At 46.9% G+C, this 23929-nt stretch carries 24 protein-coding genes; 15 read left to right on the forward strand and 9 right to left on the reverse strand.

Annotated features, from left to right (window positions below):
- Positions 1-17 precede the first annotated feature (17 nt).
- The 8 genes from glnE to ACWA5Z_RS07345 all read right to left on the reverse strand — a co-directional run bounded on the left by glnE (position 18) and on the right by ACWA5Z_RS07345 (position 8637).
- Positions 18-2933: a bifunctional [glutamate--ammonia ligase]-adenylyl-L-tyrosine phosphorylase/[glutamate--ammonia-ligase] adenylyltransferase gene (gene glnE / locus ACWA5Z_RS07310; RefSeq protein WP_431051022.1), complete on the reverse strand. Its 2916-nt coding sequence runs from the start codon at positions 2931-2933 to the stop codon at positions 18-20.
- Between the two features lie 67 nt (positions 2934-3000).
- Entirely contained in the window at positions 3001-3255 is a 255-nt protein-coding gene (locus tag ACWA5Z_RS07315; protein ID WP_449343180.1) for a hypothetical protein, read from the reverse strand.
- Positions 3256-3392: 137 nt separating this feature from the next.
- Positions 3393-3596 carry a glycine zipper 2TM domain-containing protein gene (locus tag ACWA5Z_RS07320; RefSeq protein ID WP_431051026.1) on the reverse strand — a complete coding sequence of 68 codons (204 nt, stop codon included), beginning with the start codon at positions 3594-3596 and terminating at the stop codon, positions 3393-3395.
- Positions 3597-3766: 170 nt separating this feature from the next.
- Positions 3767-4954 (reverse strand): tyrosine--tRNA ligase, encoded by a 1188-nt coding sequence (gene tyrS / locus ACWA5Z_RS07325; RefSeq protein WP_431051028.1) that lies wholly within the window; start codon positions 4952-4954, stop codon positions 3767-3769.
- Positions 4955-5162: 208 nt separating this feature from the next.
- Positions 5163-6500, reverse strand: coding sequence for a Fic family protein (locus ACWA5Z_RS07330; protein WP_431051030.1), 1338 nt, complete (start codon positions 6498-6500; stop codon positions 5163-5165).
- Between the two features lie 288 nt (positions 6501-6788).
- Entirely contained in the window at positions 6789-7520 is a 732-nt protein-coding gene (sfsA, locus tag ACWA5Z_RS07335; protein ID WP_431051032.1) for a DNA/RNA nuclease SfsA, read from the reverse strand.
- Positions 7521-7600: 80 nt separating this feature from the next.
- Positions 7601-8227 carry a tetratricopeptide repeat protein gene (locus tag ACWA5Z_RS07340; RefSeq protein WP_431051033.1) on the reverse strand — a complete coding sequence of 209 codons (627 nt, stop codon included), beginning with the start codon at positions 8225-8227 and terminating at the stop codon, positions 7601-7603.
- Between the two features lie 14 nt (positions 8228-8241).
- On the reverse strand, positions 8242-8637 hold the full coding sequence (locus ACWA5Z_RS07345) for a hypothetical protein (protein ID WP_431051035.1): 396 nt from the start codon (positions 8635-8637) through the stop codon (positions 8242-8244).
- Between the two features lie 379 nt (positions 8638-9016).
- Between ACWA5Z_RS07345 and pntA the strand changes: the two genes are divergently transcribed.
- The 15 genes from pntA (at position 9017) to ptsG (ending at position 22237) form a co-directional block, all read left to right on the forward strand.
- Positions 9017-10549, forward strand: coding sequence for a Re/Si-specific NAD(P)(+) transhydrogenase subunit alpha (gene pntA, locus ACWA5Z_RS07350; RefSeq protein ID WP_431051037.1), 1533 nt, complete (start codon positions 9017-9019; stop codon positions 10547-10549).
- Positions 10550-10559: 10 nt separating this feature from the next.
- Positions 10560-11933, forward strand: a complete 1374-nt coding sequence (gene pntB / locus ACWA5Z_RS07355) for a Re/Si-specific NAD(P)(+) transhydrogenase subunit beta (RefSeq protein ID WP_431051039.1) — start codon at positions 10560-10562, stop codon at positions 11931-11933.
- Positions 11934-12065: 132 nt separating this feature from the next.
- Positions 12066-12320, forward strand: coding sequence for a type II toxin-antitoxin system Phd/YefM family antitoxin (locus ACWA5Z_RS07360; protein WP_431051041.1), 255 nt, complete (start codon positions 12066-12068; stop codon positions 12318-12320).
- Positions 12310-12591 (forward strand): type II toxin-antitoxin system RelE family toxin, encoded by a 282-nt coding sequence (locus tag ACWA5Z_RS07365; RefSeq protein ID WP_431051043.1) that lies wholly within the window; start codon positions 12310-12312, stop codon positions 12589-12591. Before ACWA5Z_RS07360 ends, ACWA5Z_RS07365 begins: the two co-directional genes overlap by 11 nt.
- Before the next feature lie 9 nt (positions 12592-12600).
- A complete protein-coding gene (gene coaE / locus ACWA5Z_RS07370) occupies positions 12601-13221 on the forward strand; it encodes a dephospho-CoA kinase (protein ID WP_431051044.1) in 621 nt (206 codons plus the stop codon).
- Positions 13211-13426: a DNA gyrase inhibitor YacG gene (gene yacG / locus ACWA5Z_RS07375; protein ID WP_431051046.1), complete on the forward strand. Its 216-nt coding sequence runs from the start codon at positions 13211-13213 to the stop codon at positions 13424-13426. The genes coaE and yacG overlap by 11 nt, the downstream gene beginning before the upstream one ends.
- 14 nt (positions 13427-13440) lie before the next feature.
- The gene (locus ACWA5Z_RS07380; protein ID WP_431051048.1) at positions 13441-13710 is read left to right on the forward strand and encodes a GNAT family N-acetyltransferase; all 270 of its coding nucleotides are present in this window, start codon (positions 13441-13443) and stop codon (positions 13708-13710) included.
- 255 nt (positions 13711-13965) lie between these two features.
- Positions 13966-14286, forward strand: a complete 321-nt coding sequence (gene raiA / locus ACWA5Z_RS07385; protein ID WP_431051049.1) for a ribosome-associated translation inhibitor RaiA — start codon at positions 13966-13968, stop codon at positions 14284-14286.
- A 110-nt stretch (positions 14287-14396) separates the two neighbouring features.
- Complete coding sequence (pheA, locus tag ACWA5Z_RS07390; RefSeq protein WP_431051051.1) at positions 14397-15563, forward strand: prephenate dehydratase; 1167 nt, start codon at positions 14397-14399, stop codon at positions 15561-15563.
- A gap of 156 nt (positions 15564-15719) precedes the next feature.
- Positions 15720-17081, forward strand: a complete 1362-nt coding sequence (locus ACWA5Z_RS07395; RefSeq protein WP_431051052.1) for an esterase-like activity of phytase family protein — start codon at positions 15720-15722, stop codon at positions 17079-17081.
- A gap of 152 nt (positions 17082-17233) precedes the next feature.
- The gene (locus ACWA5Z_RS07400; RefSeq protein ID WP_431051054.1) at positions 17234-18376 is read left to right on the forward strand and encodes a 5-methyltetrahydropteroyltriglutamate--homocysteine S-methyltransferase; all 1143 of its coding nucleotides are present in this window, start codon (positions 17234-17236) and stop codon (positions 18374-18376) included.
- The gene (locus ACWA5Z_RS07405) at positions 18376-18723 is read left to right on the forward strand and encodes an ArsC family reductase (RefSeq protein WP_431051056.1); all 348 of its coding nucleotides are present in this window, start codon (positions 18376-18378) and stop codon (positions 18721-18723) included. The genes ACWA5Z_RS07400 and ACWA5Z_RS07405 overlap by 1 nt, the downstream gene beginning before the upstream one ends.
- A 12-nt stretch (positions 18724-18735) precedes the next feature.
- Entirely contained in the window at positions 18736-19866 is a 1131-nt protein-coding gene (dapE, locus tag ACWA5Z_RS07410; RefSeq protein WP_431051057.1) for a succinyl-diaminopimelate desuccinylase, read from the forward strand.
- A 14-nt stretch (positions 19867-19880) separates the two neighbouring features.
- Positions 19881-20570, forward strand: a complete 690-nt coding sequence (locus tag ACWA5Z_RS07415) for a M15 family metallopeptidase (protein ID WP_431054314.1) — start codon at positions 19881-19883, stop codon at positions 20568-20570.
- 227 nt (positions 20571-20797) lie between these two features.
- The gene (gene ptsG, locus ACWA5Z_RS07420; RefSeq protein ID WP_431051058.1) at positions 20798-22237 is read left to right on the forward strand and encodes a PTS glucose transporter subunit IIBC; all 1440 of its coding nucleotides are present in this window, start codon (positions 20798-20800) and stop codon (positions 22235-22237) included.
- Positions 22238-22318: 81 nt separating this feature from the next.
- On the opposite strand, the gene ACWA5Z_RS07425 is transcribed toward ptsG, so the two are convergent.
- Positions 22319-23863, reverse strand: coding sequence for a helix-turn-helix domain-containing protein (locus ACWA5Z_RS07425; RefSeq protein ID WP_431051060.1), 1545 nt, complete (start codon positions 23861-23863; stop codon positions 22319-22321).
- Between the last annotated feature and the right edge of the window lie 66 nt (positions 23864-23929).

The raw sequence follows: 23929 nt of genomic DNA on the forward strand, positions 1-23929 counted from the left end.
TTTATTGGGGTTATGGTTTAGTTGGCAAACAGCATTTGCCACATTTCTCTGACAAACGCCCTTTCTACACTAAATTGCGCCTCGCTGACAATCGATTTTTTACCGATCAGGTTTAAATGGTGAATTTCATTGCGTAAATCGACATAACAGCGCTTTAATTGTTTGGTTTGTACCGCACTTAACACGCCCGCCTCCGCCATGCTGTCGAAAATGCGCACGTTATCCGACCAACGGCTCAACTCAGGGTGAGTCGGGGTGTGCGCCAGCACCAAATATTGTGCGATAAACTCAATATCGGTGATCCCGCCCGGATCGGTTTTAATATTAAATAAGCCGTTTTGGGTTTGGGCGAGGTGCCGATACATTTTTTCACGCATTTCACGCACCTCTGTTTTCAGCAGCGTAAGATCGCGCGGGGTGGCAAGCACATCGGCACGAATCTGCTCGAATTGCCGGCGAAGTGCGGTTTCGCCGTAAATCGCACGGGCACGCACCAACGCTTGTCGTTCCCAGGTCCACGCCTCTTGTTGCTGATATTGTTCGAATGCGGCGATACTGCTGACCAGCAAACCGGCAGCCCCCGACGGACGCAGGCGCATATCCACTTCGTACAACACGCCGGCACGGGTATTGATACTGAAAATGCTGATGATTTTTTGCGCCAGTCGCAGATAAAACTGGCTACCGTCGATACTACGCTTGCCGCCGACGGTTTGGCTGTTCGGCGGCGCGTCGTATAAAAACACCAAATCCAAATCGGAATTATAGCCCAGCTCAATTCCGCCCAGTTTGCCGTAGGCAATCACTAAAAAGTTTTTCTGTCCGTCCCGCAAATGCTGTGGCGTGCCGAACCGTTGTACGGTCTGTTGCCATGCCAGATTGACCACGGCGCTGATAATCGCTTCCGCCAGATAAGTGAGATGATCGCTGACTTTCATCACCGGCAGCACCTCTAAAATATCGGCGGCGGCGGTGCGCAGCAGGGTGGCTTGTTTGAATTGGCGCAGGGCGTCGATTTGTTGTTCCTCGTCCTCTTGCGGAATGCGCAGCAGGTACTCCTTCAGCGTGTTGCGATAGTCGCTGAACGGCGGCGGATTAAACAGGGTTTTGTGATCTAACAATTCATCAAGCAAAATCGGATAATTGGCGACCTGTTCGGCGATCATCGGCGACGCGGCACTGAGGCGGATTAGCATTGCCAACGCCGACGGGTGTTCCAACAGCAATTCCAAATAGGTGGTGCGGGTGACGATTTTGTTGAGGATATTCAAAATTTTCGGCAAGACGCTTTCAACCTGCGCATGGGCGAACAGTTTATCCAGCAGGCGCGGCATTAGTTTGTTCAGCACCTCGCGCCCGCGTTGCCCGATATGACGGCGTTGCGTGTCGCGGTAAAATTGCGCCAGCGTTTGCTGCAAGCTTTGTTGTAACGCGTGGCTGAATGAATAGCTTTGCAAGTTATTGCTGAGATAATCCGCATTGTCGCCGAAATGCAAAAAATCGTTCCAAATCGAGTCGTTGTTTTGTTCTTCCTGACTTTCGTTTTCATCGCCGATCAACTGCTTGAACACATGGCGCACACTGTGTTGCTGCTGTTGCAACACGCGATAAAAACCGTTCCAATCTTCAATCGGGTAATTAAGCTGTTGCGTTTCGCCTTGTGCATTCAACACGGTAAATTGGCGGCAGGCGATCACTAACCGCACTTTATCCCGTTCGTTTTGCGGTAACAGTTGGGTTTGCTGATCGTTGATCGCCTGTAGCACGTTTTCCACCCGGCGCAAAAACAGATAGGCGGTGCGCAAGGCTTGTTCTTCTTGTGCTTCAAGCAAATTCAGTTCGACCAAGTGCGGTAGGATTTTGAGTAAGGAACGATGTTGCAAATCCGGTTCGCGCCCGCCGCGAATCAGTTGGAACACTTGTACGATAAACTCCACTTCGCGAATGCCGCCTGCGCCCAATTTGATGTTGTCCAGCAAGCCACGGCGACGGATTTCGCGCTCGATCATCGCTTTCATGTCGCGCAACGATTGGATCACGCTGAAATCAATGTAACGGCGGTAAATAAACGGCTTCAGCATGGTTTTCAGTTGTTGGTGATAGGGATTGCTGTCGTCCTCGCCCATCAGACGCGCTTTAATCATCGCATAGCGCTCCCAATCGCGTCCCTGTTCCTGATAGTAATCCTCCATCGCGGCAAAGCTCAACGCCAACGCCCCGGCATCGCCAAACGGGCGCAGGCGCATATCGGTGCGATAGACAAAGCCGTCGATGGTGTGTTGATCCAAGGCTTTGATAATCCGTTGCGCCAAGCGGATAAAAAACTGCGAATTATCGACACTGCGCCGCGCGCCGACGGTTTCGCCTTTTTCGGGGTAGGTGAAAATCAGATCAATATCGGAGGAAAAATTCAGCTCGAACCCGCCCAGTTTGCCCATGCCCAAAATCAGTAATGGCTGCGGCTGACCGCACTTGTTCATCGGCGTGCCCAATTCCTGACAGATTTTCGGATAGAGCCAATCGCGCGTCGCCACAATCAGACTTTCCGCCAACTGCGAAAGTGCGGTAAAGTTCTGCTCCACCGTCATCAAATTCAAACTTTGACAAAAACTCAACGCCGCCATTTCCCGATTGCGAAAGCGGCGCAACAGCGCATAAAGCTGTTCTTCGGTTTCGACGCGGGCTAATTCCGCTTGCAAACGTGCGGGATAATCCGCACAACTTTGCAACGACGGCGGCTGCTGCGCCCATTGCGCGACTAAGTGCGGTTGTTTGTGCAACACATCGCTCATAAAATCCGAAAGGGAAAGTGCGGTTTGAAGCTGTTGCGCAAATTCGCTTTTGTCTAACAAAGCCACATCGGCAGCTTGCAACAAAGCCTGGAATTTTTCAGTAGGATAAGACGGCTCGAGCGCCATTTTTTGTGACGACATAGAAATCCTAAAAAGACAATAAAAGTATGGTCAATTTAGCATATGGCGTAAAGAAATGGGGAGAAAATTATTGCGCTTTCAGTAGCGCCACCAATTCCGCTTCGGTTTTACAGCTTTTCACCATGTCCACTTCTTCCGGGCTGAGGTGCATGAGTACGATGTATTCGCCGTTTTTATCAATACCGGTGATAAATTCGCCGTCTTGCGAGCCTTTTCCACCGTATTCGATACGCTCGCAGAAGGTGAGCATGGCTTGCTCGAGGCGTTGGGCGGCTAAAGTGCGGTCGGCGATGTATTGCTCGGCTTCGCTTGCAGGAATCATATAAGCGTCAACTTTGACCATCGGTTGGTATTTTTCTATTTTTTCATTATTAACTCCGATTAAAAGAAAAGTAAGGTTGGTGGTTATTAACGTGGGTTTAGAGGCGTTTAAGGCGGGCTTAAACCCGCCTGTCAGTCTTAGTCGATTTGGCTGCCGATAACGCCGCCTAACGCCGCACCACCTAAAGTTGCGCCGGTGCTGTTACCAATGACATTCCCCGCAACGCCACCGACAGCTGCGCCAATTGCAGTATTTTTTTGCCTGGTCGTCATATTAGAGCAACCTGCCGCAAATAACAAGACTAGGGCTAAGATAGAAGATTTAAATGCAATTTTTTTCATATAGACTCCTAATTTATGGAATAAATCGTGATCAGGATAGCAAAATAAGCGTAAGTTTAGCGTATTTTAATATAAAAATATATTTTTGAAATAGAGTTGAAACTTCAAATGAAAGGAAAAGGGCAGCCGTCAGGTGTTCGAGGCTGCCGTTTAATGAATATCGGAGATGATTAACGCACGGTCACGCGGGCAAATTTGCGCTTACCGACTTGGTAAACCGCACTTGAGGCACTGATCACCAATTTAGCGTCTTCCACTTTTTCACCGTCGATTTTCACACCGCCTTGTTGCACCATGCGATTGGCTTCGGAGGTGGAGGCGACTAAGCCGGCTTCTTTTAATAAGTTTGCCAAACCGATTTCGCCTTGGAATTCAAATTCCGGCATTTCGTCCGGCATTGCGCCTTTTTGGAAACGGTTGATAAAGGTTTGTTCCGCCGCGTCAGCGTCGGCTTCGCTGTGGAAACGGGCGATAATCTCTTTTGCTAATAAGACTTTTAGATCGCGCGGATTTTTGCCGTTGGCGACGTCTTGTTTGAATTGGGCGATTTCGCTGAGCGGGCGGAAAGAGAGCAGATCATACCAGCGCCACATTAACTCATCGGAGATCGACATCACTTTGCCGAACATCTCGTCCGGCGCTTCGCTGATACCGATGTAGTTGCCGAGGGATTTCGACATTTTTTTCTCACCGTCTAAGCCTTCCAATAATGGTAAGGTGATTGCGACTTGTGGTTTTTGTCCGGCGGATTTTTGTAATTCGCGCCCGACAAGCAGGTTGAATTTTTGGTCTGTGCCGCCCAATTCCACGTCCGCTTGTAACGCCACCGAATCGTGCCCTTGCAGCAACGGATAGATAAATTCATGAATCGCAATCGGTTGGTTGTTGGTGAAACGTTTTTTGAAATCATCACGTTCTAACATCCGCGCCACGGTATAATTCGAGGCAAGGCGGATCATGCCTTCCGTGCCCAATTGCCCTAACCAATCGGAATTGAACACGATTTTGGTTTTTTGCGGATCAAGAATTTTGAAAATTTGCTGTTTGTAGGTTTCCGCATTGGCAAGCACGTCTTCGCGCGTTAATGGCGGGCGGGTGGTGTTTTTGCCGGACGGATCGCCGACCATACCGGTGAAATCACCGATCAAGAAATAGACTTCGTGCCCTAGCTGTTGGAATTGGCGTAATTTATTTAACACCACGGTATGTCCCAAGTGAATATCCGGCGCAGTCGGATCAGCCCCCAACTTAATGCGTAACGGACGATTTTCTTTCAGTTTTTCAATTAAATCCGCTTCGGAAAGCACTTCTTCGACACCGCGTTTCAGCTCGGCGAGCACAGTATTTAACTCAGTCATAATGTTCTCAAATGTGATTGGCTATTGATAAAGAATAAACGGATTATTATAAGCATAAAAATGCAAATAGAAAGGGTTAATCCTGAGAAATTGGCAAAAGCCAAGACTTGAATTTTGTCGTTGTGGATTTATACGGCGAGAAAGGGGCGAACCTGTTAAAGCTTGTTTCTTTGGCAGTGGTGTCAGATGATATAAGACCGCTGGGTTATCAGCGGTTTTTGTCTTTTAACCGTTCAAGCAAATCATTCGGAGATATATAGCCGATCGTCTGTCCTGCTTTTAAACTGCCGAATAATTTTAGGTTGAGTAAGGTATTTAAATCTTTTCTTGCGGTATTTTCTGATATTCCATACTCGTTACTAATTTCTTTGGCAGTGAAAATATGTCCGGTTTCTTTTACGGCTTTTTGTAGTATTTGTATTTGTCTATGGTTTAGCGTTTCTTTCTCAGTATAGCGTGAAATAATTGCGCTGAACTCTTTGAAGCTGCTTTGTTTATCATTGACGTATTTTTCTAAATCATTGATAGCGCGCTTGATGATTTCCGCTTGGTAATACAGAAAATAGGTCATATCTAATTCGTCGGTTTCAGTGTAGATATACGCTTTGGCATAAGATTTCGCTGCATTTTTAAGCAACCTACTAATGGAAATATACTCAAATAGCCAATAGCCATTTTTTAACATAAACCAATAAAACAATGCTCTTGCTGTTCTGCCGTTGCCATCGCCGAAAGGGTGTATATAACCGATCAAAAAATGTAAAATAATCGCTTTGATAACAGGGTGAATGAATAACGTATTTTCGCCATTATGACTAGCGTTTGCGAATTCACAAAAATTATTCATTAATGCGATCAGTTCGTTATGTGGCGGTGGCTGATGTATGATGTTGCCATCATAATCGGCAATATAAACTTCATCATCGCTTCTGAATTCGCCGGGAATTGCATTATTTTCTATGGCATTCTCTGTCGCTATACGGTGCAATTTTAAAATCATGCTGACGGATAATGGTTCATATTTTAAGTTTATTGCTTCTTGCATTAAATAATAATTATTCAAAATCATCATTTCATCTTTGTTTTTGGGTGTTCTTTCCGTTTCTAGCATCTCTTTCGCCACTTTTCTGGTGGTTACTGCACCTTCAAGTTGAGCCGAAGTGATTGCCTCTTCCATAATCAATGACTTTAATAAAAAATGATTTTGTTCGGATTTACTCAAGCCGGTTAAATTGTTTGTCCTGACGCTTCCGCCACTATTTTTATCAATGTAATGCAACAGTGATTGCAAGGAATTTGGGACGCAAAAAGAAAAGGTAAGGTTACCGATAGGGATAACACTCATCAGGGAATTGCGGCTCATTTTTGTTGCAAGCCAACCTAGTTCGCTATTTTTCGGATAAATTCGCTTGAATTTATCCCAATGCAGATACCGCCCTTTTTCATCGGTGGCGTTAAATTTTGGCAATGCGAGCCAATCTTCTATATTGATACTTCTGAAAAACGGCATTAACTCAATCAATGGCTTCGGTTTGGATATTCTCATATTGACTAACTCATTTTTTTAAAATTGAGTTAGTTAAACACTTTTTATAAAATTTGTCTAGGATTCGGGCAGGTTAAATTTCAGGCAAAAACTTCTTGTGGGTAAATCGGCATAGGGGCATAAAATGTTGGCGTGTTGTTGATTGGTCCATCAAATTTTAAGCAAAAAAAAAGCCTCTTGTGGGGAGAGGCATAAAATGTTGGAGTGATTATCTAGATTTATTCATGTTATCTAGTGATTTAAATGATAATGGTTATCATTAATTTGTGAAAGCAATATTACATTGTTTTACATATCAATGATCGGAATACGCTGTGTCAGTTCAAGTGCGGTCGGCACGCCATTTTCTTGATGAAACGTGCAAGCGTAGCTCAGCACCTCGACACCGCACTTTTGTGCTTGGCGCAGCAGCGCGGCATATTTCGGGTCAATCTGCTCGGCGGCACGGAACGATTGAATCGCGCTGTGCAGGGCGGCGAAAAAAATCACCGCACTTTGCCCCTGTTGTTGCACTTGGATTAATTCGCGCAAATGCTTTTGTCCCCGTTCGGTTTTGGCATCGGGGAACATGCCGACCGCACTTTCGACCAGCGTGGTTGATTTCACCTCGACATAACAATCGGCAAGTGCGGTTTGCGGCTCGTTTGTTTGTAATAAAAAATCAATCCGGCTGTTTTCTTCACCGTATTTCACTTCCGGTTTAATCCGTTGGTATTGCGCTAACTCCGCAATTTTTCCTTGCTGTAACGCTTCATGTACCAACTGATTGGCGCGCGCGGTATTGACGCACACCAACTCACCGTTGGCTTTTTCAGTCAGCTCCCATGAGTGGCGATATTTGCGTTTCAGGTTATCAGAGGTGGAATACCACACCGTGTCGCCCGCCTCGCCGCAACCGGTCATCGCGCCGGTGTTGGCGCAGTGAATGGTGATAACTTCACCGTTCGGCAACTCGATATCGGCGAGAAAGCGTTTATAACGGCGGATTAAGGTGGCGGATTGTAACGGCGGTAGTTGCATAATGATGTTTATCTTAATATTGGATAATAAAAAGTATAGGATAACAAAAAGTGCGGTTAACCGCACTTTGATGATGTTGACTACCAGCCTAATTCGGCGAGTTTTTTAGCGGCATTCGGAATGCCGGCTTTTTGAGCTGCCAGCAATAACCGTTTGGCTTCTGCCAAATTTTGTTTAACGCCGTGGCTGTTTAAATAGCAGAGCGCCAAATAATAGCTGCCGCGTGCATCGCCACGATCAACCGCGCGCTTAAAATAATCTGCCGCTTTGACATAGTCGCGATCAACACCGTCACCATAGTAATACAACAAACCCAACGAGGTGAGCGGCGGCGCGATATGTCCCTGTGCTGCCGATTTTTCAAACCATTTGCGGGCTGAAGAATAGTCATAAATATTCAGGTAATTCAGCCCTAAATTAAATTGCGCGACATCGTGTCCTTGCGCGGCGGCGCGTTTATTCCATTTAATCGCTTCAACAGGGTTGTTGTAGGCTTCTTGATAAAGATAACCCAACAGGTTTTCCGCTTCGCGATCGCCTTGTTCGGCATAAGGTTTAGCCAGATTGAGGGCTTGATCATATTGCCCTTTTTCGACCAGATTCATCGCTTGCGCCAGTAATTTTTCCGGCATAATCGGTTGTTGTGCCAACGCGATCGCAGACGTAAATAATAAACCGAAGATGAATAACGAGATTGTTTTAAGCATAATCTGATCGCCCACTATTTCTTAATCACAATCAGATCACGGAAATATTGTTGGTAGTTGGTATTCGGGGTGTAGCCGACTTCGAGATAATCGGTAATTACGCCGTCTTTATTGGTGGTGAAATAGCTTTCACCGCAGTTATAAATCGGCTGTCTACCGACTTCGACGCCCCAATAGTTGGTTGACACCATATCGCGCCCGGAATAAGGGCAAGCGCGGTAGAGAAAATATTTATTGCCGAACATACCGGTTTCAACGTCTGCCCAGTTGTTAATCCGATCACGCACCACCGAAATATGCTGTCCTTTCAGTTGTTTCAAGTCGGGGTTCCAACCGCCGTTGTTAAACAATGGGGTACAGGCGCTCAACAAAACCGCAGAGCCGAGCAGTGGAAGTAGCATTTTTTTCATAACAACGCCCTTTGCTTAGTGTTCGAGTGGAAGAAGATATATCGGTTTGATTGTAAAGAATATCTCAATAATAGTCATTTTAAAGACATTAATCAAGGATTCGAGGCGGGATTTTGCCGCATAAACCGCCGTTGATGTCATGCGCAATTCGATTTGTTGATCGGGTTAAATCAGTAAGCGATTCAATGTGATTTTTTATAAAAAAACTTTCCATTTTTCGCGCCAGTAGTGATAAAGTTAAACCGATTTGATTTTTGCCGCTCGGCAAGTGCGGTCGCGGCAATGATTGTGGCAAAGATTGGAGTCAGTCTGCGCTTTTGGGATTGGGCAGTTGCATGCCCAAACTTTTTTAACCAGCCAATTAAGGAAGTTAACGATTATGCGAATTGGTGTACCTAGAGAACTGCTTGACAATGAAAGTCGGGTAGCGGCAACACCGAAAACCGTACAGCAGATTTTAAAGCTGGGGTTTGAGGTTGTTGTGGAACATAATGCCGGTTTTAAAGCCAGCTTTGAAGATGAGGCATTTACCGAAGCCGGCGCCACCGTCGGCACGGCAAGTGACGTTTGGAATGCCGATATTATTTTCAAAGTCAATGCGCCAACCGATGATGAAATTGCACAGATTAAACCGGGGGCGACGTTAGTCAGCTTTATCTGGCCTGCGCAAAACCCGGAATTAGTCGAAAAACTGTCAGCGAAAAAAATCAATGTGTTGGGCATGGAATCCGTCCCGCGTATCTCGCGCGCGCAAGCATTAGACGCGTTAAGCTCCATGGCGAATATCGCCGGGTATCGTGCGGTGGTGGAAGCGGCGCACGAATTCGGCAGCTTCTTCACCGGACAAATCACCGCCGCAGGCAAAGTGCCGCCGGCGAAAGTGTTGGTGATCGGCGCCGGGGTTGCCGGTTTGGCGGCAATCGGCGCGGCAAACAGCTTGGGCGCAATCGTGCGCGCGTTCGACTCCCGTCCGGAAGTGAAAGAGCAAGTACAAAGCATGGGCGCGTCATTCCTTGAAATCGACTTCAAAGAAGAAGGCGGCAGCGGCGACGGTTACGCCAAAGTGATGTCCGACGAATTCAACCGTCGTGCGTTGGCGCTGTATGCCGAGCAAGCGAAAGAGGTGGATATTATCATCACCACCGCACTTATCCCGGGCAAACCTGCACCGCGTTTGATTACCAAAGAAATGGTTGAATCAATGAAACCGGGCAGCGTGATCGTCGATTTGGCGGCGGCGACCGGCGGCAACTGCGAACTAACCAAAGCCGGCGAAGTGGTCACCACCGACAACCAAGTGAAAATTATCGGTTACACCGACTTGCCGAGCCGTTTGCCGACCCAATCGTCGCAATTGTACGGTACAAACCTAGTCAATTTACTGAAACTGTTGTGCAAAGAGAAAGACGGCAACATCAATATCGACTTTGACGATGTGATTTTGCGCGGCGTGACCATTGTACGCGACGGCGAAGTGACATGGCCTGCCCCGCCGATTCAAGTCTCAGCACAGCCGCAACAAAAAGCCACCGCGGCACCGGTGGCGAAAAAAGAAGAAAAACCGGTCAATCCGGCCGTGAAATACGGCGTGATGGCAGGGGCGGCAATCGCCTTCTTGTGGTTGGCTTCGGTTGCGCCGGCGGCGTTCCTGTCGCACTTCACGGTGTTCGTGTTGGCGTGTGTGGTCGGCTATTATGTGGTGTGGAATGTCAGCCATGCGTTGCATACGCCACTGATGGCGGTCACCAATGCGATTTCCGGGATTATTATTGTCGGCGCATTATTGCAAATCGGGCACGGCAACGGCGTGGTGACATTCCTGTCGTTTATTGCGGTGCTGGTTGCCAGTATCAATATTTTTGGCGGCTTCAAAGTCACACAGCGTATGCTAGCCATGTTCAGAAAAGGTTAAGGAGAGAAGAATGTCAGCAGGTTTTGTACAAGCCGCTTATATTGTAGCTGCGCTACTGTTTATTATGAGTTTGGCAGGCCTTTCTAAACATGAAACGGCAAAAGCAGGTTGTTGGTACGGCATCGTCGGTATGGCGATTGCGTTGGTGGCAACCATTTTCGGACCGGAAACCCAAGGGCATTGGTGGATCATCATTGCGATGGTCATCGGTGCGGTGTTGGGCATCCAACGCGCGTTGAAAGTCGAAATGACCGAAATGCCGGAATTAGTGGCGATTTTGCACAGCTTCGTTGGTTTGGCGGCGGTCTTGGTCGGCTTCAACAGCTATTTCGCCCCGCACGGCGTGATGGATTCTGTCATGCAGAATATCCACGATGTCGAAGTCTTTTTAGGGATCTTTATCGGTGCGGTGACCTTCACCGGTTCGATTGTGGCGTTCGGTAAATTGCGCGGAATCATCAACTCGAAAGCCCTTACCTTGCCACACCGTCATAAATTGAATCTGGCTGCGGTGGTGGTATCGGTGTTGTTGATGATCACCTTTGTCGGTGACGCCAGCTTATTCCCGTTAATTCTGATGACGATTATCGCATTAGCGTTCGGTTGGCATTTGGTGGCTTCCATCGGCGGCGCGGATATGCCGGTGGTGGTTTCCATGCTGAACTCCTATTCCGGTTGGGCGGCAGCGGCGGCAGGTTTCATGTTGAATAATGACCTGTTAATCGTTACCGGCGCGTTGGTCGGTTCTTCCGGTGCGATTCTGTCTTACATTATGTGTAAAGCGATGAACCGCTCTTTTATCAGCGTGATCGCCGGTGGTTTTGGTAACGATGTGCAAGTGAGCTCAGACGAAGAGCAAGGCGAACACCGCGAAACCAACGCCGAAGAAGTGGCGGAAATGCTGAAAAACGCCAGCTCGGTCATCATCACGCCGGGATACGGCATGGCGGTGGCGCAAGCGCAATATCCGGTGGCGGAAATCACGCAAAAATTACGTGATAAAGGCGTGAACGTGCGTTTCGGTATCCACCCGGTTGCCGGGCGTTTGCCGGGTCATATGAACGTATTATTAGCCGAAGCGAAAGTGCCGTATGACGTGGTGTTGGAAATGGACGAAATCAATGAAGATTTCCCGGAAACCGATGTCGTGTTGGTGATCGGTGCCAACGACACCGTCAATCCGGCGGCGTTAGACGATCCTAACAGCCCGATTGCCGGCATGCCGGTTCTGGAAGTATGGAAAGCGCAAAACGTGATCGTCTTCAAACGTTCCATGGCAGTGGGCTATGCCGGCGTGCAAAACCCATTGTTCTTCAAAGACAACACCCAAATGTTGTTCGGCGATGCCAAAGAACGCGTGGACGATATTTTGAAAGCGTTGTAGTTCCTATTTTGGATTGAAATCGAACCTGCTGTCATTGACAGCAGGTTTTTTTATATCAAAAGTGCGGTTTAAAGTATTTTTAAAAGATTTTTATTGGTGCTATATTGGTGTTGAAATAACGAGGAGGAAAAGATGGCGGTACATCAAATTTTAACCAATACTGTTGCCAGTATTACCGATCTCAAAAAAAATCCGATGGGAACGGTGGCGGCGAGTGATAGCGGTGCGATTGCGATTTTAAACCGCAACGAACCGGCATTTTATTGCGTAACGCCTGCATTATTTGAATATTTTCAAGAGATGCTGGAAGATAAGAAACTAAACCGAATTGCCGATGAACGTTTGCGCACATTAGATGCCGTGAAGGTTTCGCTTGATGAGCTATGAATTAACCTTTGATAAACGTGCGTTAAAAGAGTGGCGTAAACTGGGTGAGGCGGTGAAAGCGCAATTCAAAAAGAAACTGGCGGAGAGACTTATCGCACCGCATATTATGAGCGATAAGTTATCTGGTTATTCAGCACGTTACAAAATTAAATTGCGCACTTCAGGTTATCGTTTGGTGTATGAAGTGAATGATAATACGATTACGGTGCTGGTCTTGTCGATTGGTAAACGTGAAGGCGCAGAAGTGTATAAAATAGCAGAGAAACGTTAGGAATAGCAAATGACCTATATCATAGGCTTAACCGGCGGCATTGGCAGCGGTAAAAGCACGGTTGCCAATCTGTTTGCCGAGTTGGGCGTGCCGATTATCGATGCCGATGTGGTGGCGCGCGAGGTGGTGGAGAAAGGTTCACCGCACTTGGCGCAGATCGCGGCGTATTTTGGCGGGCAGGTGATAACCGCGCAAGGCGAGCTGGATCGTGCCGCGTTGCGCCGGATTGTGTTTAATGACAAACAGAAAACCGAGTGGTTAAATGCGTTGTTACACCCCGCCATTCGCGAGCGAATGTTGGCGCAGTTGGCGGAGCAGACCGCACTTTATGTGTTGTGGGTTGTGCCGTTGTTGATTGAAAACCACCTGACCGCGTATTGCAATCGGGTGCTGGTGATTGATGTCAGCGCAGAGACCCAACTGCAACGAGCGGTTGCGCGCGATAACAGCAATCGCACCCAGATTGAAAAGATTATGCAGGCGCAAGTCAGCCGCGCACAACGCTTGGCGCACGCCGATGATGTGATTAACAATGACCGCACCTTGCCCGAAGCCGAAGCGGATTTGCGCCGCCAAGTACAGGAATTACATCAGTTATATTTAACATTAGGAACAGAACATGAAAAATGAGATCACCAGCGTCCCTTGCCCGATTTGCTATAAATCGGTGGAATGGAGTGAAAACAGCCCGTTTCGTCCGTTTTGCAGCAAACGTTGCCAATTAATTGATCTGGGCGAATGGGCGAACGAAGAAAAAGCCATTGCCTCGGACACCGCCGATTTTGCCCTCGACAGCAGCATTAGCGGCGAGGCGCAGGATTGGGTTAAACATTAAAAAGGAGAAATAAGATGGAGATTCGACACCAACAACAGGGCGGACAAGGCGCATTCGTGATTGAGCGCGACGGCGTGCGGATTGCCGAATTGGCATACCGCACTGTAGCTGAAAATACGCTTGAGGCTTATCACACCCACGTTGATCCTTCGCTGCGCGGACAAGGCGTGGCGGATAAACTGTATCGGGCGTTTATTGAATTTGTCGATCAACAGGGGTATCAGGTTAAAGCGAGTTGCAGTTATATCGAAAGCAAAATGCGACGCGAAAAAAGAGTAAAATAGCGGAAAAAACAATAAAAATCAGTGGTTATTCGGCGGGATAAAATATTTTATCCCGATTATCATAACAACTTTAATACAAAATAAAAGCGAAATTATGCGATTTTTTGCCCCATGCCTGTTTTTTAATAAATTGTGTTATGAAACAACGAAAAAGGCTTGAAATCTGCGTACAGTAGGACTACTTTATCATTAAAGCGAAATGGATTTTTCTTGAGTGTTCGCACTCGCAACCTACCTAAAAAAGAGGTAAATACTATGGCAGTAAAAATTACAAGCAAACAAATGGAAATTACCCCTGCAATTCGTTCTCACATTGAGGAGCGCGTCGCCAAATTGGATAAATGGCAAACCCAACTGATTAATCCGCATTTTATTTTAAACAAGCTGCCGCAAGGCTTTTCGGCTGAAGCCTCAATCGGCACGCCGCTTGGTGATCTGTTCGCCAGTGCCGAAGGCGAAGATATGTATAAAACCATCAATGAGCTGGAAGAAAAACTGGAACGTCAGCTGAACAAATTACAGCACAAAGGCGAAGCGCGCCGTGCCAACGAAAGATTAAAAGATTCGTTTGAATAAGTTGGTATCACACAATCCTTTCCAACCCGACGTGATGTCGGGTTTTTTTATCTTGAGAATAATCGGTTTACTACATAAAATGATAAAAAAATTAAGGAATCGAAACCGTTATGCCGAAAGATCTGACCGAAATTCGCCGACAAATCACCCAACTTGATCGCAACTTATTGAAATTGTTATCAGAACGTCACCGTTTAGCCTATGATGTGGTGCGCAGCAAAGAAGAAAGCAAAAAGCCGCTGCGTGATGTCAATCGTGAGCAGCAACTGTTGCAAGAGCTGATTCAGTTTGCCGAGGCGCAAAATTATCAATTAGAACCGCAATATATCACCCAAATTTTTCAAAAAATCATCGAAGATTCGGTGCTGACGCAACAGGCTTACCTGCAAAATAAACTGAACCGGCAACGGGAAAATAGTATCAGCATTGCGTTTTTAGGCGTGCGTGGTTCGTATTCCAATTTAGCCGCGCGCCAATATGCCGAACGCTATCAAAAACAGTTGCTTGAATTGAGCAGCGACAGTTTTCAGCAAATTTTCGATAAAGTGGAGAACGGCGAGGCGGATTACGGCATTCTGCCGTTGGAAAACACTACGTCGGGCGCGATTAACGATGTCTATGATTTGTTGCAAAACACCCAATTATCGATCGTCGGCGAGCTGACTTACCCGATTAAACATTGCGTGCTGGTGGCAAGCGATACCGCACTTGAGCAGATCGACACCTTGTATAGCCACCCGCAAGTGATTGCGCAATGTAGCCGGTTTATCCAACAGCTGGAACGGGTGCACATTAACTATTGCGAAAGCAGCTCACACGCCATGCAGTTGGTGTCGCAACTGAATAAAGCGAATATCGCCGCATTGGGCAATGCCGACGGCGGCAAGTTGTACGGTCTGCGCGTGCTGAAAACCGACATTGCCAACCAACCGAACAACATCACCCGTTTTATCGTGATCGCCAAACAAGCGATTGCGGTGTCGCCGCAATTGCAAACCAAAACCCTGCTGTTGATGAGCACCGAACAAAAAGCCGGTGCGTTGGTTGATGCGTTATTGGTGTTTAAAAATCACGGCATTCAAATGAGCAAACTGGAATCGCGTCCGATCTACGGTCGCCCGTGGGAAGAGATGTTCTATCTGGAAATCGAAGCCAATATCCACGATCCGCAAACCCAAACCGCACTTGAGGAACTGAAACAGGTCAGCACCTACCTTAAAATTCTCGGCTGTTATCCAAGCGAAATTGTGCAGCCGGTTGCCCCTGCGGAAGCATAATTTGCCTGAAAGTGCGGTTGAGAATTTTTCAACCGCACTTTGGCTTTTGTACGCAGTCATATTCCTGTCATAAAAATCACCTACAATTAAGCCGACTTTCACCCGGCTTATTCGTACTTAACTTAATTGCTAGTTAACTTAAAAAGGAGATGTAACATGGCAGCAAAATCATATTATACACTAAGCCTTACCGCACTTTTGACCCTCGGCACGGTGCAAGCTGCAAGCGCTGCGCAGGAATATCCTGCGGTGTTGGCGGGGCATGTGATTTTACCGGCGGAAACCTTTGTCGCCGCCCCGAATGACGCACCGAAAAGTTTGCAGCACAGTGGTAAATTCACCACCGGCAAACGGGTTGAAACCTTACGCAGCATTGAAGGCTTGTCTGATGGTCGTCCGACTGGTATTTCCTTGCCGTTTGACGGGCAGCCGCTGCAAGGGCATTCCGGCATCAAACGTATGACCGACGGCAGTTACTGGATGTTGATCGATAACGGCGCAGGCTCGAAAGCCAATTCACCGGATTTTATGTTATATCTGACCCAATATGATGTTGATTTCGCGAAAGAGACCTTTACGCCGAAAAAAACGGTTTTCCTGCATGATCCGGATAAAAAAATCCCGTTCCATATCGTCAATGAAGCCAGCGAAAAACGTTATCTGACCGGGGCGGATCTCGATCCGGAGAGCTTTCAAATCATGGATAATCGCATTTGGATTGGCGAAGAGTTCGGACCTTATCTGATTCAAACCGATATGGACGGTAAAGTGTTGAACTTCTTTGAAACCCAAGTGGACGGCAAATTAATTCGTTCGCCGGATCATTTCACCCAACGCTTGCCGGGCACACCGAATGATAAAATCAGCTTTGAAGTGAAACGCTCGAAAGGCTTTGAAGGCATGGCGGCAGCACCGGACGGCAGCAAACTCTATCCGCTGTTGGAAGGGGCTTTATGGAACAGCGCCGCCAACAGCTATGAAAACGACGGCGGCAAAGAATATTTGCGCATTTTGGAATTTGATACGGCGAAAAAAGCGTGGACCGGCAATTTCTGGAAATATCCGTTGGAAGCCAATCACCACGCCATCGGCGATTTCAATATGATCGACGCCAAGCGTGCTTTGGTTATTGAACGCGATAACGGCGAAGGCGTGGCGGAAAAAGCCTGTGCCGCCGAGGCAAAAGATAAAACCGCTTGCTTCCCGAATTTACCGAAATTCAAACGCGTCTATCTGGTTAAGTTTGATCAGTCGAATATCGGACAGAACGTCGAAAAATTGGGTTATATTGATTTGCTTAATATTCAAGATCCGAACAAGGTCGCGAAAAAACCGCTCAGCCAAGGCGTATTTAAATTCCCGTTCTTTACGATTGAAAATGTCGACTTAGTTGATGATAAACAGATTATCGTCGGCAACGATAACAATCTGCCGTTCTCCAGCAGCCGCGATCCGAATAAAGCGGATGATAACGAATTGATTTTGTTGAATGTGGAACAGTTATTGCAGTTGAAATAACCGCACTTTGCTTTTCTCTATGAAATCATGCCTTATTCCCACCGAATAAGGCATTTTTGTTGCGCTCGTTTTTGTTGCGATCGTTGTGCAAAGTGCGGTTGGATTTGTTATCATCGTTGCCATCTTTTTTAATAAAAACAGGAACACATAACATGAGTACACTTTTTGAACACGCGCAACAACGCACCAAAGCGCCTTTTCGTTATGATATTGTCGGCAGTTTTTTACGCCCTGAAAATTTAAAATTAGCACGGGCGCAATGTAACTGCGGCGAAATCAGCCATACCGAATTAAGCATTATCGAAGATGCGGAAATTACCAAACTGGTGGCGCAGCAAAAAGCGGTCGGTTTGCATGCGGTCACCGACGGGGAATTCCGCCGCACTTTTTGGCATATGGATTTCTTGGCGGCGCTGGACGGCGTGCAGGAAGTGGAAGCGGAAAAATTTTCGGTGCAGTTTAAAGACAAAGATGTGCGCCCGAAAACCTTGAAAATCGTGGATAAAATCGATTTTTCCGCCCACCCGTTCTTACAACATTACCGCACTTTGCAACAAATCGCCGGCGATTTTCCGGTGAAATTCACCATTCCGTCGCCAAGCATGTTGCATTTGATCTGCTGCGTGCGTGCCACCGATTACCAGCCGATCGCGCGTTACCAAGACAACAATGAATTGCTGTTGGCGGATATTGCGGCGGCGTATAAAAAAGCGATTCGGGCGTTTTACGATTTGGGCTGTCGCAACTTGCAACTGGACGACACCAGTTGGGGCGAATTCTGCTCGGTGGAAAAACGGGCGGCGTATGCCGAGCGCGGTTTCGATGTCGATCAAATCGGACGGGATTACGTCAAGATGATCAACGCGGCGATTGCCGATCGTCCGGCGGATATGGCGATCACCATGCACATTTGCCGCGGCAATTTCCGCTCCACTTGGTTCTCGTCCGGCGGCTATGAGCCGGTGGCGGAAATTTTGTTCGGCAACTGCAAGGTGGACGGCTTCTTCTTGGAATATGACAATGATCGTTCCGGCGATTTCAAACCGTTGCGTTTCATTCAAGATCAGCAGGTGATTTTAGGCTTGGTCACCTCGAAGAGCGGTGAGCTGGAAGACAAAAACACCATTATTGAACGGATTAAAGAAGCGGCGCAATATGTGGACATCAACCAACTGGGGTTAAGCCCGCAGTGCGGTTTTGCCTCGACCGAAGAGGGCAATATTCTGACCGAGCAGCAACAGTGGGATAAACTGAATTTTATCCGTGAAATCAGCGAACAAGTGTGGGGCAAATAATGGTTACGGTTTACGGGATTAAAAATTGCGACACGGTCAAAAAAACCTTGGCGTGGTTGGCGGCGAATAACGTGGCGGCGCAACTGCATGACTACCGCACGGACGGCATTGACGCGGCATATTTAAGCGAAGTCGCGGCATTGTTCGGCTGGCAGGAACTGGTGAACAAGCGCAGCACCACATGGCGCAATTTGGATCAGGCGAGCAAAGACGGTTTGAATCAACAGACCGCACTTACGTTGTTGTTGGCGCAACCGACCTTGATTAAACGTCCGATTGTGTTGGGCGGCGTGCAGCCGTTAATCGGTTTTAATGCCAAGCAGTATGAAAATGTGTTCAACAGGTAAAAGTGCGGTCAGATGAAACAAACCATTATTGAATTAGCGCAGGATCTGATCCGCCGCCCGTCAATCAGCCCGCAAGATCTGGGCTGTCAGCACGTGATCGCCGAACGTTTGGCAAAACTCGGTTTTGAAATCGAATGGCTGCCGTTTAACGACACCTTGAATTTATGGGCGCGCCGCGGCACGCAAAGCCCGTGTATCGCCTTTGCCGGGCACACCGATGTCGTGCCGACCGGCGATGAAAGTCAGTGGCAATATCCGCCGTTTGCGGCGGAAATTGTCGGCGATATGCTGTACGGACGCGGTGCGGCGGATATGAAAGGTTCGTTGGCGGCAATGGTGATTGCGGCGGAAGAGTACGTTAAAGCCAACCCAAACCATGCGGGCAGTATCGCCTTTTTGATTACCTCCGACGAAGAAGCGGCGGCGACCGACGGCACGGTGCGCGTGGTCGAAACCTTAATCGCGCGCGGCGAAAAAGTCGATTTTTGCATGGTCGGCGAGCCGTCAAGTGCGGTGCGGTTGGGCGATATGATTAAAAACGGACGGCGCGGTTCGATCACCGCCAATTTGACGATTCAAGGGGTGCAAGGGCACGTTGCTTATCCGCACTTGGCGGATAATCCGGTGCATAAATCGCTGGCGATGTTGGACGAGTTGGTGAACATTGAATGGGATCGCGGCAATGAATTTTTCCCGCCGACCACCTTGCAAATCGCCAATATTCACGCCGGAACGGGCAGTAATAACGTGATTCCCGGCGAGCTGTTTGTGCAGTTTAACCTGCGCTTCTCCACTGAAATGACGCCGGAGTTGATTAAACAGCGCGTGGCGGATCTGTTGGCTAAATACGATTTGCAATACCGACTGGATTGGAATTTATCCGGTTTGCCGTTTGTCACCGAACAAGGCGAGTTTATTCAAGCGGTGAAAAGTGCGGTGCGTCAACACTTGCAGATTGAGCCGAAACTGGACACCGGCGGCGGCACGTCCGACGGGCGTTTTATCGCGCAAATGGGCACGCAAGTGGTTGAGCTTGGACCGTTAAACGCCACCATTCACAAAGTCGATGAGTGTGTCAGCTGCGAGGCGTTATATCGTTTGGGCTTAACCCACCGCCAGTTATTGCAAAACTTATTAGGGTAACGCCAATGGGGAAAATCCAGATTACCGCCGCGATGTTGACCGGCAAAACCCAAGCGCATTTAGTGCCGCTGTTTTCCCCTTATGCGGCTCATCATCGACTGCAAGCCGACGCACGGCGCGCTTTTACCGCACTTCGGCAAAGTGCGGTCAGCGCGGGTTTTGACTTGCAGCCGGCAAGCAGTTTCCGTGATTTTCAGCGGCAACAGCAAATTTGGAACGGCAAATTTTTGTGCCGGCGCAAAGTGCATGATGATCAGGGTAATCCGCTCGATTTGACGTGTCTTGACGACTGGCAGAAATGCGAAGCGATTCTGCGTTGGTCGGCATTGCCGGGCGCAAGCCGCCATCATTGGGGCACGGAAATCGATATTTACGACCCGACGCGTTTACCGCAAGGACAAGCGTTGCAGCTTGAACCGTGGGAGTACGAAGAAAACGGTTATTTCTACGACTTAACCTGTTGGCTGAACGAACAGCTACCGCACTTTGATTTCACCCTGCCGTTTCAAACCGCTTCCCTGGCGCAGGCTGAGCTGGACGTCGGGCGCGAACCGTGGCACATCAGTTACCGACCGATTGCGGAGCAATTCCGTGCGCAATTCACCCCTGAGATTTTGCTGAAGAGTTGGCAAGATGAAACCATCGAAGGCAAAGCCGTATTGCAAAACAAGCTGGATCTTATTTTCCGACGCTTTATCGGCTAGCTTGATCGCAGATGTTACTTTTGTTCCGCTATTTATTTTTTTTAATTAAAAAAATGTGATCTCGCTTTTATTTTTACGATTTTCTTAATGGAAGGGCTTGGTACTTTGTGCCAAGATCGTTTATAGTGCGCGCACTTAGTACGGTTGAGCGATTTGTCGTGCTAAAACATCAGTTGAGAGACGTATTGCACACGTAATAACAAGTATAAATCTATTTAGGAGCTATCATGTCAAGTAATCTGTTTGCCGTTGCGCAAAAGATCGGTAAAGCATTAATGTTGCCTGTGTCGGTGTTGCCGATTGCAGGGATTTTATTAGGGGTCGGTGCGGCGCACTTCAGCTGGATGCCGGATGTTGTGTCTAACCTGTTGGAGCAAGCCGGTGGTTCGGTGTTCGGGCAAATGGCGCTGTTGTTCGCTATCGGGGTGGCATTAGGTTTCACCAATAACGACGGGGTAGCGGCACTGGCCTCCGTGGTCGGTTACGGCATTATGGCGGCGACCTTGAAAGTGATGGCGCCGGTTGTCGGTGTTGAGAGCATTGATACCGGGGTGTTAGGCGGGATTTTAGTCGGGGGCGTTGCCGCTTGGGCGTTTAACCGTTTCTACCGCATTCAATTGCCTGCCTATCTCGGCTTCTTCGCCGGGAAACGCTTTGTACCGATTGTGACCGGTTCATTGGCGATTGTCTTGGGCGTCGCTTTGTCTTTAGTTTGGCCTCCAATCGGCGGTTTGATCGACACTTTCTCCCATTGGGCGGCAGAGCAGAACCCGGCGTTGGCATTCGGGATCTATGGCGTGGTTGAGCGTAGCTTAATTCCATTCGGTTTGCACCACATCTGGAACGTGCCGTTCTTCTTCCAAGCGGGTACTTGTGTGGACGCCAACGGGGTGACTCAGCACGGCGTAGTAACTTGCTTCTTATCCGCAACCGAAGTCAGCCGTACGCCGGAAATGAGTTATTTCGGCCAGTTGGCGGGTGGTTATATGTTCAAAATGTTCGGCTTACCGGCAGCGGCAATCGCGATTTGGCGTGCGGCAAAACCGGAAAACCGCGCGCGCGTCGGCGGGATCATGATCTCCGCCGCCTTGACCTCATTCTTAACCGGGATCACCGAGCCGTTGGAATTCTCTTTCATGTTCGTTGCCCCGGTGTTGTATGCGATCCATGCGCTATTGGCAGGTTCTGCTTACGTGGTTACCAATATGTTGGGCATGGTACACGGTATGACCTTCTCGCACGGTTTCATTGACTTCACCTTGTTGTCGGCAAACTCACATAAACTGTGGCTGTTCCCGGTTGTGGGCGGTATCTATGCAGTAATCTATTTCACCGTATTCACCGTGGTGATCAAAGCCCTGAACCTGAAAACTCCGGGTCGTGAAGATGAAAGCGAAAGTGCGGTTGCGGCCAGTGCTTCAAGCGGCGATGAAATGGCGGAAAATTTGGTTTCGGCTTTCGGCGGTAAAGCCAATATTAAAAGTTTAGACGCTTGTATCACCCGTTTACGTATCGGCGTTAACGATGTCAGCAAAGTGGATCAAGCGCGCTTGAAAGAATTGGGTGCCGCCGGTGTGGTTGTGGTCGGCAGCGGAATCCAAGCGATTTTCGGCACCAAATCCGAAAATTTGAAAACTGATATGGATCACTGGATTCACAAAAACTAATTTTTTGAGTTAGATTAGAATAATCTTAAAAACCTTGTACCAGTGTTGATACAAGGTTTTTTTCGTTTGAGTAAAGTGCGGTTAAATAAAGAAATGGGGATAGTTTTTTCTTAAATAATCCGCTAAACCGTTTTTGTTTATTTGCATTATTTCATTCACAAATGTATTACTGTTTATTTTACGTTTAATACTCGGAAATCCGGCTTCAAGCAGATGAGCTATATCACTCGGTTGCAATTCAAAATTGACTTTGATGCACTCTATACCTTCTTCACGCAGATAATTTGATATTTTGTTGGTAAAGGTAACAATGCAGTCAAATTGATTTTTATTTAATACATGAAGTTCGTTAATATTAATGCAATCGATGATTTCCATATCAAATATTGATGAGATCAGGGTTTTAAAATAACCAATTTTTCTTTCAGAGGCATTGCTGACAATATAAATGCGTTTTTTAATTTGATTAACGGAAAGTGAGCGTATTTCCGCTTTTTTTAGAATAAGAACAATTGTTGCAATCATATTTTTACTTAATGACTGTTGATAGTAATAACTGATTTTTTCAATTAGTAGCTTCACGTTAAAGAACAATTCACTGTGAATATCAGCCACTTTTTCTAATTTTTTATCATCAAAATCAATATTGAGTTTGCTTTGTAGAATTGAGGCGTAGATAACTTGATATATTTCCAAGAGTAAATTGTCTCTATCACCATTATAAAGACGAATTGTTTTTGTGATTTCATCAATAAAATCGGTGATAAAGCCATATAATGTAGTATCAATGGTGGTTTGTTTATGATCTTGATGATTGAGCGATGAGAGTAAAATATTCAGAAAATCTTGTTCAAATTTATAAGCGAGACCATCAATTTTTGCGCTGAAAGTGCGAAATGGAATATCGATTTGATTGCTGATAATGTGTCGCTGTTTTATCCGGTATAAGGCAATACAGAGATAAATGATAAGGTATTTTTTGGAATTATAAGACAACGTCAATATTTTTTCTATTTGTTGAAAAATAGCTTTGGCAGGCTGAATTTCATCATCGATCAAGTCTAAAAAACGAGTAATAAAGCGTTTTTCGAGCGGAAAATTGGCTTTGTGTGGAATGATAGTATTGCTGCAATCTAATTCAAGGGCATTAAAAACATGTTTGCAAAAGAACATGCGAATTGCAATTTCATCACCGGAAAGCATAAGATTTTTATTGTCTTTTAAACGAATTTCAAATTCGCCGGGTAGCGTTTTGCGTAGGATATTGAGATCGTTTTTTATCGTGCTGTAACTGACATTGATACTCTGTTTAAATGATTCAATATTAATGCGGTCAAATAGAATACTTTCTAGCGTGAGTAGTTTCACTCTTTCTGTGGTGGTCGATAGATAGCGATTAAGATGAATGTTGTTGATAAAATCAATGTAATTTTGATAACCCATTCGTGTCGTGATTTTGGCATCAATAATATGGATTTGTAGATTTTCATCTAAATAATAGTTAATTTCTTTAATGGCGCGTTTTATTGTAGAAAGTGTTTTTTGAAACTTTTCAGTCACTGTTTCGATTTTAACGGGCGAATTTTCCTGAATAAACTTGATTAAAGCTAGATTAAAATAGTTCATTTGCACCTTCGCTTGCGTTATTGTTGCAAAGAATAAAAAGCTATTCTAACCAGAAAATAGCTTTTA

This window comes from Testudinibacter sp. P80/BLE/0925 (assembly GCF_053570785.1).